Here is a 14,860-nt window from a genome sequence, read left to right as displayed (position 1 = left end):
AAAAATCAGGTGCGCCAGATGATCGCGGCGCATTTAGGCCGCAGCTTCCGCCAGGGCAAACATATCCTGCGCGTGCTCTATTACCGTCCGCTGCCCAATTTGCTGCCCGGTTCGCCGCTGCGCCGCTCAGAAACCCACTTGGCGCGACAAATTTTCAACGGCCTGATGCGCATAAATGAGGAAAAGGGGGAAATCGAACCCGATATCGCCCATCACTGGCAGCAAACCTCGCCGCTGCAGTGGCGCTTCTTCCTGCGCCCGGCGATCCGTTTCCATCATGGCCGTGAACTGGAAATGGAGGATGTGATTGCTTCGCTGGAACGCGTGCGCACCCAGCCGCTGTTTTCTCACATCAGTAAACTGGATTCGCCCGCGCCCTGGACGCTGGATATCCATCTGAGCCAGCCGGACGATTGGTTGCCGTGGCTGCTGGCCAGCGTCAGCGCGATGATCCTGCCGCGCGAATGGCCAACGCTGCGACAGTTTGCCCGCCAGCCAATTGGCACCGGCCCGTACAGCGTGGTGCGCAACCAGCACACGCAGCTGAAAATCGCCGCCTTCGATGATTACTTTGGCTATCGCGCGTTAATTGACGATGTGTCGATTTGGGTGCTTCCGGAGATCAGCGATGAACTGGTGTACGCCGGAGTCAAACTGCAGGGCGAAACCGCTGACGAAAAATCGGAAGAAAGTCGTCTTGAGGAAGGCTGCTACTTCCTGCTTTACGATCAGCGCTCCGAGCTGGGCCGCGATGCGCATTTCCGCCGTTGGGTGAGTTATCTGTTTAATCCGATCGCCTTATTGAATCATGCTGGCGTCGGCTATCAGCGTTACTGGTTCCCCGCTTATGGCTTGCTGCCGCGCTGGCACCATCGCCGCGATCTCACGTCCGCCGACAAGCCAGCAGGTTTAACCCAGCTGACGCTGAGCTGGTACAGCCATCACGTTGAGCATGAAGGTATCGCCAACGCGCTGCGACCGCTGCTGGCGCAGCAAGGTGTTGAGCTGATCACCCGCGTCGTAAGTTACGAAGAGTGGTTCGAGGGCGAAGGTGAAAGTGACATCTGGCTCGGCAGCGTCAACTTTACCCTGCCGCTCGAGTACGCGCTGTTCGCCCAACTGTTTGAACTGCCGTTGATGCATCACTGCATCCCCATTGACTGGCAAGCCGACGCCGCGCGCTGGCGGCAGAAGGATTTACCCTTGGCGGATTGGAGTAAACAGCTGATCGACAGCGACTATCTGCATCCGCTGTTCCATCACTGGCTGCTGCTGGAAGGACAGCGCAGTATGCGTGGCGTGCGCCTCAATACGCTTGGCTGGTTTGACTTCAAATCGGCCTGGTTTGCGCCGCCGGAGCTGTGATCCTTTCGCGCTGTCATATAAATGTCTAGAATGAGCCGTTCTCAACGGGGTGCCTTGAAATCAGGGCTGAGAGAAACCCGTCGAACCTGATCCGGCTAATACCGGCGTAGGGATTTGAGATGCCTCACTCCTCAGATCCTTTGCGACTCAACTTATCTTCTCCTCAAGGAGCGCAAAGTGTTAAACAAAGTTCTGCCTGTGTTGCTGCTGGTTGCGGCACCGGCTTTCGCTGCCAAACCGGTTCTCACCGTTTACACCTACGATTCGTTCTCTGCCGATTGGGGCCCCGGTCCAGCGGTAAAAAAAGCCTTTGAAGCGCAGTGCGGCTGCGAACTGAAGTACGTAGCGCTGGAAGATGGCGTATCGCTGCTCAATCGTGTGCGCATGGAAGGCAAAAACAGCAAAGCCGATGTGGTGCTGGGGCTGGATAACAATCTGGTGCAGGCGGCGGAGAAAACCGGGCTGTTTGCCAAAAGCAGCGTTGATACCAAAGCATTATCGTTGCCAGATGGCTGGCACAACGACACCTTCATTCCGTTCGATTATGGCTACTTCGCCTTCGTCTACGACAAAAACAAACTGAAGAATCCGCCGAAGAGCCTGAAAGAACTGATCGAAAGCCCGGAAAAATGGCGCGTGATTTATGAAGATCCGCGCACCAGCACGCCGGGTCTTGGCTTGCTGCTGTGGATGCAAAAAGTTTATGGCGATAACGCGCCTGACGCGTGGCAGAAGCTGGCACAAAAAACCGTTACCGTCACCAAAGGCTGGAGCGAAGCTTACGGCCTGTTCCTGAAAGGCGAAGGCGATCTGGTGCTGAGCTACACCACTTCTCCGGCTTATCACATTATCGAAGAGAAGAAAGAGAACTACGCTGCGGCCGAATTCAGCGAAGGCCACTATTTGCAGGTGGAAGTTGCCGCGCAGCTCGCCAGCAGCAAACAGCCCAAGCTGGCGCAGCAGTTCATGCAGTTTATGGTTTCTCCGGCCTTCCAGCAGACCATTCCCACCGGCAACTGGATGTATCCGGTGATCAAAAGCGATCTGCCAGTCGGTTATCAAACGCTGCAGGTGCCCGCCAAGGCGTTGCAGTACACGCCAGCCGAAGTGGCCGACCATCGCGCCGCGTGGATCAGCGCATGGCAAAGCGCCGTTAGCCGTTAATGCCCGGCTGGTTAATTCCCGGTAGCGCCGTCGCGCTGTTGCTGTGCGCGGTGGCGCTGTTGGCGTTTGGCGCATTGGTGATGGTTGCGCCGGCCACCGACTGGCGTGCGCTGCTCGACGACAGTTATCTGCATCATGTGCTGCTGTTCTCGTTTGAGCAGGCGTTGCTGTCGGCGCTGTTGTCGGTGCTGCCCGCAATCCTGCTGGCGCGCGCGCTCTATCGCCGCCGTTTTCCCGGTCGCAACCTGTTGCTGCGCCTGTGCGCCATGACGCTGGTTCTGCCGGTGCTGGTGGCGGTGTTTGGCTTGCTCAGCGTCTACGGTCGCAGCGGCTGGCTGGCGCACCTGTGCGCGGCCATTGGCTTTGACTACCACTTTTCACCGTACGGCCTGCAGGGCATTCTGCTGGCGCACGTCTTCTTTAATCTGCCGCTGGCGACGCGCCTGCTGTTACAGGCGCTGGAGAGCATTCCCGGCGAGCAGCGGCAAGTCGCCGCCCAGCTCGGCCTGCGCGGCTGGAATCTGTTTCGCTGGCTGGAATGGCCGTGGCTGCGCCGTCAGATTCTACCGACGGCAGCGCTGATCTTTATGCTCTGCTTCGCCAGCTTCGCCACGGTGCTGGCGCTCGGCGGCGGACCGCAGGCCACCACGCTGGAACTGGCGATCTATCAGGCGCTGAATTTCGACTACGATCCGGGCCGCGCGGCGCTGCTGGCGCTGTTACAGCTCGGTTGCTGTTTGCTGCTGGTATTGCTGAGCCAGCGCTTTAGCAAAGCCATTCCCACCGGCAGCCAGAGCATTCGCGGCTGGCGCGATCCGCAGGATTCATGGCAGGCGCGCATCAGCGATACTGTATTGATTGGTCTGGCGCTGCTGCTGCTGTTACCGCCGCTGGCGGCAGTAATCGTCGATGGTTTGCGCGGCGGCGTCGCCGGTGCACTGCAACAAGCGGCGCTGTGGCAAGCCACCTTCACCTCGCTGCGCATCGCCATCGGTGCTGGCCTGCTTTGCGTGGTGCTGACCATGATGCTGCTGTGGAGCAGCCGCGAACTGCGGCAGCGCCAGAACGTGATCGCCGCGCAGGCGATGGAAATGAGCGGCATGCTGATTCTGGCGATGCCGGGTATTGTGCTGGCGAGCGGTTTCTTCCTGCTGTTCAACGCCACCGTAGGGCTGCCGCAGCGCGCCGATGGTTTGGTGATCTTTACTAATGCCCTGATCGCCATCCCTTACGCCATGAAAGTGCTGGAGAATCCGATGCGCGATATTAGCGCCCGTTACAGCCAGCTCTGCGTTTCACTCGGCATCTCCGGCTTCAATCGTTTGCGGCTGATTGAGCTACGCGCGCTGAAACGCCCAGTTGCCCAGGCGTTGGCGTTTGCCTGCGTGCTGTCGATTGGCGATTTCGGCGTGGTCGCGCTGTTTGGCAGCGCCGATTTCCGCACGCTGCCCTTCTACCTGTTCCAGCAGATTGGCGCCTATCGCGGTGCGGACGGCGCCGTCACCGCATTGCTATTGCTGCTGTTCTGCTTGTTACTCTTTACTCTGATGGAAAAATTACCGGGTCGCCATGCTGACACTGAATAACCTCACTTACCTTTATCAGCATCTGCCGATGCGCTTCAGTTTTGCGGCGCAGGCCGGTGAACGTCTGGCGATCCTCGGTCCGAGCGGCGCGGGGAAAAGTACCTTGCTGAGTCTAATTGGCGGTTTTTTGCCGATCAATCAAGGCGCGCTGGTGATGAACGGCGTCGATCATACCCACAGCGTGCCGTCGGCGCGTCCGGTTTCCATGCTGTTCCAGGAGAACAACCTTTTTCCGCATCTGACGGTGCAGCAGAACATGGCGTTGGGTTTACATCCGGGCCTGAAACTGACGCGCGAACAGCAGCAGCAAGTCGTGGATATCGCCGAGCAAACTGGCCTGCAGGCCATGCTCACGCGTTTGCCAGGCGAGCTTTCCGGCGGCCAGCGTCAGCGCGTGGCACTGGCGCGTTGCCTGCTGCGCAATCAGCCGATTTTGCTGCTGGATGAGCCTTTCTCAGCGCTGGATCCGGCGCTGCGCAACGAGATGCTGCAGCTGGTTCGTTCGGTATGCGAAAGCCGCAACATCACCTTGTTGATGGTGTCGCACAGTCTGGAAGATGCTCAGCAAATTGCGCCGCGCAGTTTGGTGATCGTCGATGGGCGCATCTATTGGGATGGCAGCACTGAAAGTTTGGTGCGTGGTGAAAGTGAGGCGGCCGCCATCCTTGGCGTGACATCGCGTTAAGCGAAGAAGACTTTCCACAGCAGGTGGCGGAAGATCGGCATCATTGGATGGAACTGGATAGCGATAAACGCGCCCAGGCCAATTGCCGCCATTAGCGGAGCCAGCCAGCGCAGGCGCGCAGTCGGCAGATATTTCGTTGCCCAATCGACGGTTTTTCCGCTGCGCCACCAGCGCCACAGCAACCAGCCACCGATCCACAACAGCAGCGCCACCAGCAACAGCAACCACTTAAAGCTGCCGCCCTGTGCGGCCTGCGGCACGTCAATCGCCACGCCCGCCAGAATGCCCGGCATCAAATAAGCGGGTGGCCAGAGAATACAACCAATCAGGTTAGGCGGCAGGAACTTGCGCACTGGCAGTTCCAGCATGCCGGCTGCCAGCGGAATCAGCGGACGCGTCGGCCCAACAAAACGCCCTACCAAAATGGTAAGCATGCTGTGCTGATGCAGCGCATGTTCAGTTTTATCGAGCAAGCCTTTGTATTTTTGTATGTATTTCCAACGATGCAGCGGCCCCTGAAACTTCCAGCCGATGCCATACGAAACCCAATCCCCGATGAGGCAACCAGCAAAACCTGCCGCCCACGCCGGGTAAAGACCAATTTGTCCACTTCCAACCAGCGCCCCAAGGCTGGCCATTAATACCGTGCCCGGCAACAGCAATCCCACGAATGCCAGCGACTCAAGGAAAGTCACCAGCGCAACGGCGATCAGCGCGTACTCCAGCGATTGCGAAAACAGGTGTTGAATCCAGGCTTCCATAAATATCCTCTGCGGAATATAGAGGCTGGATTGTCCAGAGCATACTCATGGTCGTCAAGGCAAGAATTGTAGAACGATGTTGACAAAGTGGTGACAATTTCGCCTGCGGGACACTGTATAAACATCCATGTTATACTTCATGCAATTCATTCTCTGGAGTTAACGTGACCGATCCGCGCGCAGGTTTTCTGCTTACCCGACATTGGCGAGATACGCCGACCGGCAGCGAAGTGGTGCTGTGGCTGGCAACCGACAGCGGCCCGCAGCGGCTGGTGCTGCCTGCCCAGGAATCCGTGGCGTTTGTTCCCGAGGAGTTCCGCGCGCAAACCGAAGCACTGATCCGCGATGAGCGACACACACGCCTGCAGACGCTGGAGCTGAAGGATTTCCGCCGCCGCCCGGTGTTTGGCCTCTATTGCCGTAGCAATCGCCAGCTGCAAAACCTGGAAAAGCGCCTGCGTGAAAACGGTATTCCGGTATATGAAGTAGATATCCGTCCACCCGAACGCTATTTGATGGAGCGCTTTATCACCGCGCCGGTGTGGTTTAGCGGTGAAACACGCGGTGACAGCGTGGTCAACGCGCGCCTGAAGCCGCATCCTGATTACCGTCCGCAGCTGAAATGGGTATCGCTGGATATCGAAACAACACAGCATGGCGAACTCTACTGCATCGGGCTGGAAGGCTGCGGTCAGCGCCAGGTTTACATGCTTGGTCCGCCCAACGGCGATGCCAGCACAGTCGATTTTGAGCTGATTTATGTCGATAGCCGCCCGCAGCTGCTTGAGCAGCTCAACGCATGGTTTGAGCGGCATGAACCGGATGTGATTATCGGCTGGAACGTGGTGCAGTTCGACTTGCGCGTATTGCAGAAACACGCCGATCGCTACGGCATTCCGCTGCGTTTAGGGCGTCAGAAGCAGGCGCTGGAGTGGCGCGAGCACGGCTTCAAACCCGGCGTGTTCTTCGCGCAGGCAACGGGCCGCTTGATTATTGATGGCATCGACGCGCTCAAATCCGCCTTCTGGGATTTCCCCTCTTTCAGCCTTGAAGCGGTGTCGCGCCAACTGCTGGGCGAAGGCAAAGCCATCGACAATCCGTGGGATCGCATGGAGGAGATCAACTGGCGCTTTGCCAACGATAAACCGGCGCTGGCGAAATATAACCTCAAAGATTGCGAACTGGTGACGCGCATCTTCCAGCACACCGCCATCATGCCGTTCCTGCTGGAACGCGCCACGGTGAACGGTTTAGCGGTGGATCGCCACGGCGGTTCGGTGGCGGCCTTTGGTCATCTCTATATTCCGCGCATGCACCGCGCCGGTTTCGTGGCGCCGAATCTCGGCGAAGTGGCGCCGGAAGCTAGCCCCGGCGGCTACGTGATGGATTCGCGGCCCGGCCTGTACGATTCGGTGCTGGTGCTGGATTACAAAAGCCTCTATCCCTCAATTATTCGCACCTTCCTCATCGATCCCGTTGGGCTGGTGGAAGGATTGGCGCATCCGGATGACGCCGATTCCGTGCCCGGCTTCCGCAACGCGCGCTTCTCCCGCGAAACGCACTGCTTACCGGCGATTGTCGAGCAGATTTGGCAAGGCCGTGAAGCCGCCAAGCGCGACAACAACAAGCCGCTGTCGCAGGCGCTGAAAATTATCATGAATGCTTTTTATGGCGTGCTCGGCACCAGCGCCTGCCGCTTCTTCGATCCGCGCCTCGCGTCATCCATCACCCTGCGCGGCCACGCCATCATGCAGCAAACGCGCGAGCTGATTGAAGCGGAAGGCTATGATGTGATTTACGGCGATACCGATTCGACCTTCGTCTGGCTAAAAGGCGCGCGCAGTGAAGCTGAGGCGACGGCGATTGGTCGTCAGCTGGCTGAACAGGTTAATGGCTGGTGGCAGCAGCATCTGCAATCGACTTATGGGCTGGATAGCGCGCTGGAGCTGGAGTATGAAACCCACTTCAGCCGTTTTCTGATGCCGACCATTCGCGGCGCCGAACAGGGCAGCAAAAAGCGTTATGCCGGCATGATTCGCAGCGATGGCGGTGAGCGACTGGTGTTTAAAGGCCTCGAATCGGTGCGCACCGACTGGACGCCGCTGGCGCAGCAATTCCAGCAAAACCTTTATGGCCGCATTTTCCGTGGCGAGCCGTGGCAGGATTACATTCGCGAAACGGTCGCGCAGCTGCTGGCCGGTGAACTCGACGATCAGCTGGTGTATAAAAAACGCCTGCGTCGTGCGCTGAAAGATTACGAGCGCAATGTGCCGCCACACGTGCGCGCTGCGCGCCTCGCCGATGAGCACAACCGCAAGCTGCAGCGCCCGTTGCAGTATCAAAATGGCGGCTCGATTCGCTATGTGATGGCAACAGCCGGCCCGGAACCGCTTGAGGCGCGTAATACGCCTCTCGACTACGATCATTACGTCACCAAACAGCTGCAACCGGTGGCTGACGGCATTTTACCCTTCGTCGGTGATGACTTTGCTACACTCATAACTGGGCAGCTGGGGCTTTTTTGACAGGTGACGAATGCCTTGCCATCCAGTACCATAGCGCCCTTCCTGATTCTCACCGCACACACAATCTGACCAAACACCCGTTTGGCGGTTGGGTATTGCCTGAGTACAGGTGAACTTCTTTATGGCATGTCAGAGAGTCGAGCAAAAAATATATGGTTTTTACACTGGGTCAGCGCTGGATTAGTGATACGGAAAGTGAACTGGGATTGGGCACGGTGGTCGCGATCGATACGCGCATGATCACCATGCTTTTTCCGGCAACCGGCGAAAACCGCCTGTATGCCCGAAATGATTCTCCGGTTACTCGTGTGATTTTCAATCCGGGTGACACCATCACCAGCTACGAAGGCTGGCAGATGTGCGTCGATGAAGTCCGCAACGAAAACGATTTAATGACTTACATCGGCACGCGTCTCGACACCGAAGAAACCGGCGTCGTCATGCGCGAAGTGATGCTGGACAGCAAACTGGTGTTCAGCAAGCCGCAGGATCGCCTGTTCGCCGGTCAGCTCGACCGCATGGACCGCTTTGCGCTGCGTTTCCGCGCGCGCAAATATCACAGCGAGCAATACCGCCTGCCGATCAGCGGCCTACGCGGTATGCGCACCAACCTGATTCCGCATCAGCTGCACATCGCCCACGATGTTGGCCGTCGTCACGCGCCGCGCGTACTGCTGGCGGATGAAGTGGGTTTAGGTAAAACCATTGAAGCCGGGATGATCATCCAGCAACAGCTGCTGGCGGGTCGTGCCGAGCGCGTGCTGATTGTGGTGCCGGAAACGCTGCAACATCAGTGGCTGGTGGAAATGCTGCGTCGCTTCAACCTGCGCTTTGCGCTGTTTGATGACGATCGCTACACCGAAGCGCAACACGACAGCGACAACGCCTTTGAAACCGAGCAGCTGATTATCTGTTCGCTCGATTTTGTGCGCCGTAACAAGCAGCGTCTTGAACTGCTGGCCGATGCCGAGTGGGATCTGCTGGTGGTCGATGAAGCGCACCATCTGGCATGGAGCGAAGACGCACCAAGCCGCGAATATCAGGTTATCGAGCAGCTGGCAGAGAAAACCGCGGGCGTACTGCTGCTGACTGCAACGCCAGAGCAGCTGGGCTTAGAGAGCCACTTTGCGCGTCTGCGCCTGCTTGACCCGAACCGTTTCCACGATTTCGGCCAGTTTGTCGAAGAGCAGCAGCATTATCGTCCGGTGGCCGATGCGGTGAGCTCGCTGCTGGCCGATCACGCCATCAGCAAAGATGAGATGAACCTGATTAACGATCTGATCGGTGAACAGGATATCGAGCCGCTGCTGCAGGTGGCTAACAGCGATCGCGATGGCAAAGAAGATGCGCGTAAAGAGCTGGTCTCAATGCTGATGGATCGCCACGGCACCAGCCGCGTGCTGTTCCGTAACACCCGTAACGGCGTGAAAGGCTTCCCGAAACGTGAGCTGCACCAGATTCGTCTGCCGCTGCCCGCGCAGTATCAAACCGCGATTAAAGTCTCCGGCATCATGGGCACACGCAAAAGCGCAGAAGAGCGCGCGCGTGACATGCTATATCCTGAGCAGATTTATCAGGAATTTGAAGGCGATAGCGGCACGTGGTGGAACTTCGATCCGCGCGTTGAGTGGCTGATGGGCTACCTCACCAGCAACCGTAAAGAGAAAGTGCTGGTGATCTGCGCCAAAGCAGCCACCGCGTTGCAGCTGGAGCAGGTGTTGCGTGAGCGTGAAGGCATCCGCGCCGCCGTGTTCCACGAAGGCTTGTCGATTATCGAACGCGACCGCGCAGCGGCCTTCTTCGCCTCCGAGGAGGATGGCGCGCAGGTGTTGCTGTGTTCCGAAATCGGTTCAGAAGGCCGTAACTTCCAGTTCGCCAGCCGTTTGGTGATGTTCGATCTGCCGTTTAATCCGGATCTGCTGGAGCAGCGTATTGGTCGTCTCGATCGTATCGGCCAGATGCATGACATCCAGATTCTGGTGCCGTGGCTGGAGAAAACCGCGCAGGCGGTGTTGCTGCGTTGGTATCACGAAGGGCTGGATGCGTTTGAACACACCTGCCCAACCGGCCGCGCCATTTATGACAAAGAGTACAATCAGCTGATTGAATATCTTGCCGCGCCGGAAAATCCGCAGGGGCTTGATGAGTTCGTCAGCGAAAGCCGTAAGCAGCACGATGCGCTGAAATCACAGCTGGAACAGGGCCGCGATCGCCTGCTGGAACTGAACTCCAACGGCGGAGATGCGGCTCAGGAGCTGGCGAATGCCATCGGCGAGCAGGACAACGATACCGATCTGGTTAACTTCGCGCTGAACCTGTTCGATATCGTCGGTATCAATCAGGAAGACCGTAGCGATAGCCTGATTGTGCTGACGCCATCAGATCACATGCTGGTGCCTGATTTCCCTGGCTTGCCGGAAGAGGGTTGCACCGTGACCTTTAACCGCAACCAGGCGCTGTCGCGCGAAGATACCCAGTTTATTACCTGGGAACATCCGCTGATCCTCAACGGTCTTGACCTGATTCTCTCGGGCGATACCGGCAGCTGTGCGCTGTCGCTGCTGAAGAATAAGGCGCTGCCGGTCGGTACGCTGCTGGTCGAGATGATCTATGTGGTTGAAGCGCAAGCGCCGAAAAGCCTGCAGCTCACCCGCTTCCTGCCGCCAACGCCGGTGCGTTTGCTGATGGATCGTGCCGGTAACAATCTGGCGGGCAAAGTCGAGTTCGAAAGCTTTAACCGTCAGCTGAATGCGGTGAATCGTCATACCGGCAGTAAGCTGGTGAATGCGGTGCAGCAAGATGTGCATGAGATTCTGACTCAGGCTGAGAAAGCGATCGTGCCAGAAGCGCAGGCGATTATCGCGGCAGCGAAAGTGGAAGCCGAAGAGAAGCTCGGTGCTGAGCTGTCACGTCTCGAAGCGCTGCGCGCGGTTAACCCCAACATCCGTGATGATGAGGTTGAAGCGCTGGAAAGCAATCGCGAACAGGTATTGGAAAGCCTGGGCGATGCAGGCTGGCGTCTTGATGCGCTGCGCCTGATCGTTGTCACGCACCAATAATGTTCAGGACCGCGACATCATGCTGATGGAAGCTTACAACCCGCCGCTCGAACCCTGGCTGCATATTCTGTATCAGGACGAGCACATTATGGTGGTGAATAAACCGAGCGGGTTGCTGTCGGTGCCGGGCCGTCTGGAGGAGCACAAGGATAGCGTGATGACGCGTATCCAGCGTGATTTCCCGCAGGCGGAATCGGTGCATCGTCTTGATATGGCCACCAGCGGCGTGATCGTCGTGGCCCTGAATAAAGCGGCTGAGCGTGAGCTCAAGCGCCAGTTCCGTGAACGCGAGCCCTCTAAATATTATGTGGCGCGCGTGTGGGGCCATCCAGCGGCAGAAGAGGGTTTGATCGATCTGCCGCTGATTTGCGACTGGCCGAATCGGCCTAAGCAGATGGTGTGTTTCGAGAACGGTAAAGCGGCGCAGACCGAGTATCAGGTGCTGGAGTATGAAGCGACGAACAGTGCGCGCGTTAAGCTCAAGCCAATTACCGGACGTTCACACCAGCTGCGCGTGCATCTGCTGGCGCTGGGGCATCCGATTCTTGGCGACCGCTTTTATGCGCATGAAGAGGCGCTAGCGATGGCGCCGCGTTTGCAGCTGCATGCGGAGTCGCTGACGATCACGCATCCGGCGTTTGGCAATAGCATGACGTTCAGGCAGCCGGCGGAATTTTAGCCATAAAAAAGGTCGTCATAAATGACGACCCTACCAAATAATCGTCCTGAAAGACGATTATTTGAAGCCTTTCTCCTTACGAATCAAATCGTAAGCCGCCTGAATCTCCTGCGCTTTCTGTTTCGCCATCTCCATCATCTCCGGCGGTAAACCTTTCGCCACCAGCTTGTCAGGGTGATGCTCGCTCATCAGCTTGCGGTAGGCGCGCTTGATGGTGGTGCCATCATCACTGCTTTTCACGCCCAGCACGCTGCAGGCATCTTCCAGCGTTGGACCGCGTTGCGCCTGCTGATAGGCGCCGCCACGTGAAGAACCGCTGCCGCCAAATTGCTGTCCGCCTTCCATCATGCGCAGGAACTGATCGAACTGTGCGCGTGAAATACCGAGCTCTTCGGCAATCACATACAACACCTGACGTTCGTTGGGATGCAGTGAACCATCGGCGAATGCAGCCTGGATTTGGATTTCCAGAAACATCCGAATCAGATCAAATCGGCCAAAGCAGGCGCTGCGCAGTTCGCGCAATTTACTACGCAGCGGATAGTCGCTCTGCTTGCCTTCACGGAACGCACGTTGCGCAGCAGTGCGTGCATCGCCATGCAGCTGCATACGATCCATAAATAAGGAAGCAATCTGGATATCCGCTTCGGTGACGCGCCCTTTTGACTTGGTCAAATGGCCCATCACCTGGAAGGTGGTACTGAAAAACAGAGTTTGGCGCGCCTGGTTATTGGCGAAGTAGCCCTGTCCTTTTACGCTGCGCACTTTGTCAAACATGTGACCAATGATCAGACCCAGTACAATGCCCCAAAAGCCTGCCCCGGAAAATATCCCGAGCGCCAGACCAATTACTTTTCCCCAGTAGCGCATAAACTCCTCAATTCGCCATGCTTGCGGCTGAAAATTGCATTATCATACCTGTCATTTATCTCAGCGCCTAACGGCAACGCGGACAGACAAGGATTAACACTGGCGCAACGCCGGGCAGTAAGTTAGTCTCTGACCGGATTGTCGGCATGATGCCAGTTTTCATGGAATTATCGAAACCGCGTATGAAAAAACGTATACCTACCTTGCTGGCTACCATGATTGGTGCAGCGCTTTATAGCCAGTCATCACTCGCCGACGATCTGATGTCGCAGTGCATGCTGGGCGTGCCGAGTTACAACCGCCCGCTGGTCAATGGCGACACCAACTCGCTGCCGGTCACCATCCATTCTGATTCAGCCAAAGGCAACTATCCGAATGATGCAGTGTTCACTGGCAATGTCGATGTGCAGCAGGGCAACAGCCGCCTGCGCGCCGACGAAATGCAGTTGCATCAGCGTCAGCAAGATGGCCAAACGACGCCGGTCCGTACCGTGGATGCGCTGGGTAATGTGCACTATGACGACAATCAGGTCATCCTCAAAGGTCCGAAAGCCTGGTCAAATCTGAACACCAAAGACACTAACGTGTGGAACGGTGATTATCAGATGGTTGGCCGTCAGGGCCGCGGCGATGCCGATCAGATGAAACTGCGCGGTAATAATCGCTACACCATTCTGGAAAACGGCAGCTTTACCTCCTGTTTGCCGGGTTCCAACAGCTGGAGCGTGGTCGGTTCCGAAGTGATTCAGGACCGCGAAGAAGAAGTCGCGGAGATCTGGAACGCCCGCTTTAAGCTTGGCAATGTGCCGGTATTCTACAGCCCTTATCTGCAGTTACCGATTGGCGATCGTCGCCGCTCGGGCTTCCTAATCCCGAATGCGAAATACGGCAGTAATAACGGCTTCGAATTCATGCTGCCGTATTACTGGAACATCGCGCCGCAGGCCGATGCCACTATCACGCCGCACTATATGGAAAAACGCGGTCTGCAATTGCAGAACGAATTCCGCTATTTGACGGTGTTTGGTGCGGGCTTGATGGAGCTGGATTATCTGCAATCAGATAAGCAGTACGACAACGATAAAGCGGTGCGTGGTATCGCGCAGAATGACAGCTCCGATCGCTGGCTGTTCTACTGGCGTCATGCGGGCGTCTACGATAAGCACTGGCGCTTCAACGCCGATTACACCAAGGTAAGCGATCCTTATTACTTCAACGATCTTGAGTCGAAGTACTACAGCTCCACCGACGGTTACGCCACGCAGAAATTCAGCCTGGGCTACGCGGATACCAATTGGGACGCGACGCTGTCGACCAAAGACTTCCAGGTCTTTGGTAATACCAGCAACAGCAACGTTTACCGTGCAATGCCGCAGCTCGATCTGAATTTCTATCAGAACGATATGGGGCCGTTTGATGGTCGTATCTTTGCCCAGGCGGTGAAATTTACCAACGTGAATAGCCAGATGCCTGAAACCACGCGTCTGCACGTTGAACCAACCCTGAATCTGCCGCTGTCAAACGGCTGGGCAAGTCTGGATACCGAAGCGAAATTCCTGGCGACGCACTATCAGCAAGACGACGTTGAGTACTACAACACCTCGGTTAACACCGCCGGTGATAACCAGCTGAAAAACTCGGTTAACCGTACGCTGCCACAGTTTAAAGTGGATGGTCGTTTAGTGTTTGACCGCGCGATGGATTGGGAACCAGGCTACACGCAAACGCTGGAACCGCGCGTTCAATACCTTTACGTTCCATATCGTAACCAGAGCGATATCTATCCGTACGACTCCACTTTATTGCAAACCGACTACACCGGCCTGTTCCGCGATCGTACTTACAGCGGCCTGGATCGCATCGCTTCAGCGAATGAAGTGGCGACCGGCGTAACCACACGTATTTATGATAACGATCTGGTTGAACGTTTTAACGTTTCTGTGGGTCAAATCTACTCGTTTACCCCATCTCGTACCGGCGTAAACCAGACGAACAAAGAAGATGACACCGGCAGCCTCGTTTGGGCCGGCGACACTTACTGGAAAATCAGCGATCGTTGGGGCGCGCGTGGCGGTCTGCAATATGACACCCGCCTCGACAACGTTGCGCAGGGCAATGCGATTGTTGAGTATCGTCAGGATGCCGATCGTATGGTGCAGCTGAGCT

General features: G+C 56.9%; 10 protein-coding genes and 1 riboswitch. Of the genes, 8 read left to right on the top strand and 2 right to left on the bottom strand.

Annotation, left to right across the window (positions count from 1 at the left end):
* From sgrR to thiQ, 4 genes are all read left to right on the top strand, one after another.
* The coding region (gene sgrR / locus RTY00_RS07825) for an HTH-type transcriptional regulator SgrR (RefSeq protein WP_312664031.1) at positions 1-1,365 on the top strand (1,365 nt) is incomplete at its 5' end.
* Positions 1,366-1,400: 35 nt separating this feature from the next.
* Positions 1,401-1,496, top strand: a riboswitch (TPP riboswitch).
* Between the two features lie 46 nt (positions 1,497-1,542).
* Complete coding sequence (thiB, locus tag RTY00_RS07820) at positions 1,543-2,529, top strand: thiamine ABC transporter substrate binding subunit (RefSeq protein WP_312664030.1); 987 nt, start codon at positions 1,543-1,545, stop codon at positions 2,527-2,529.
* Positions 2,529-4,115, top strand: coding sequence for a thiamine/thiamine pyrophosphate ABC transporter permease ThiP (gene thiP / locus RTY00_RS07815; protein ID WP_312664029.1), 1,587 nt, complete (start codon positions 2,529-2,531; stop codon positions 4,113-4,115). Before thiB ends, thiP begins: the two co-directional genes overlap by 1 nt.
* Positions 4,099-4,800 (top strand): thiamine ABC transporter ATP-binding protein ThiQ, encoded by a 702-nt coding sequence (gene thiQ / locus RTY00_RS07810; RefSeq protein ID WP_312664028.1) that lies wholly within the window; start codon positions 4,099-4,101, stop codon positions 4,798-4,800. The genes thiP and thiQ overlap by 17 nt, the downstream gene beginning before the upstream one ends.
* Here the strand turns inward: thiQ and RTY00_RS07805 are convergent.
* Positions 4,797-5,561, bottom strand: a complete 765-nt coding sequence (locus tag RTY00_RS07805) for a DedA family protein (RefSeq protein WP_008108634.1) — start codon at positions 5,559-5,561, stop codon at positions 4,797-4,799. The genes thiQ and RTY00_RS07805 overlap by 4 nt on opposite strands.
* 164 nt (positions 5,562-5,725) lie before the next feature.
* Here RTY00_RS07805 and polB point away from each other — a divergent pair, with 164 nt between their 5' ends.
* The 3 genes from polB (at position 5,726) to rluA (ending at position 11,824) form a co-directional block, all read left to right on the top strand.
* The gene (gene polB / locus RTY00_RS07800; protein WP_312664027.1) at positions 5,726-8,086 is read left to right on the top strand and encodes a DNA polymerase II; all 2,361 of its coding nucleotides are present in this window, start codon (positions 5,726-5,728) and stop codon (positions 8,084-8,086) included.
* Between the two features lie 152 nt (positions 8,087-8,238).
* Positions 8,239-11,145 carry an RNA polymerase-associated protein RapA gene (rapA, locus tag RTY00_RS07795; protein WP_154154243.1) on the top strand — a complete coding sequence of 969 codons (2,907 nt, stop codon included), beginning with the start codon at positions 8,239-8,241 and terminating at the stop codon, positions 11,143-11,145.
* A 19-nt stretch (positions 11,146-11,164) separates the two neighbouring features.
* On the top strand, positions 11,165-11,824 hold the full coding sequence (gene rluA / locus RTY00_RS07790; RefSeq protein ID WP_154154246.1) for a bifunctional tRNA pseudouridine(32) synthase/23S rRNA pseudouridine(746) synthase RluA: 660 nt from the start codon (positions 11,165-11,167) through the stop codon (positions 11,822-11,824).
* Between the two features lie 57 nt (positions 11,825-11,881).
* Here rluA and djlA read toward each other — a convergent pair whose 3' ends face one another.
* A complete protein-coding gene (gene djlA / locus RTY00_RS07785) occupies positions 11,882-12,694 on the bottom strand; it encodes a co-chaperone DjlA (RefSeq protein WP_312664026.1) in 813 nt (270 codons plus the stop codon).
* A gap of 182 nt (positions 12,695-12,876) precedes the next feature.
* Between djlA and lptD the strand changes: the two genes are divergently transcribed.
* The coding region (gene lptD / locus RTY00_RS07780) for an LPS assembly protein LptD (protein WP_312664025.1) at positions 12,877-14,860 on the top strand (1,984 nt) is incomplete at its 3' end.

The sequence above is a fragment of the Pantoea sp. CTOTU49201 genome (assembly GCF_032054795.1).
Lineage (GTDB): Bacteria > Pseudomonadota > Gammaproteobacteria > Enterobacterales > Enterobacteriaceae > Pantoea > Pantoea symbiotica.
Note: the sequence above shows the minus strand (reverse complement) of the source record. Positions and strands in the feature narration are given on the sequence as shown.

Excerpts from the sequence above, each read along its gene's own strand:
- thiP (WP_312664029.1), top strand. The coding sequence starts at position 2,529 with ATGCCCGGCTGGTTAATTCCCGGTAGCGCCGTCGCGCTGTTGCTGTGC.
- thiQ (WP_312664028.1), top strand. The coding sequence starts at position 4,099 with ATGCTGACACTGAATAACCTCACTTACCTTTATCAGCATCTGCCGATG.
- RTY00_RS07805 (WP_008108634.1), bottom strand. The coding sequence starts at position 5,561 with ATGGAAGCCTGGATTCAACACCTGTTTTCGCAATCGCTGGAGTACGCG.
- rapA (WP_154154243.1), top strand. The coding sequence starts at position 8,239 with ATGGTTTTTACACTGGGTCAGCGCTGGATTAGTGATACGGAAAGTGAA.
- rluA (WP_154154246.1), top strand. The coding sequence starts at position 11,165 with ATGCTGATGGAAGCTTACAACCCGCCGCTCGAACCCTGGCTGCATATT.
- djlA (WP_312664026.1), bottom strand. The coding sequence starts at position 12,694 with ATGCGCTACTGGGGAAAAGTAATTGGTCTGGCGCTCGGGATATTTTCC.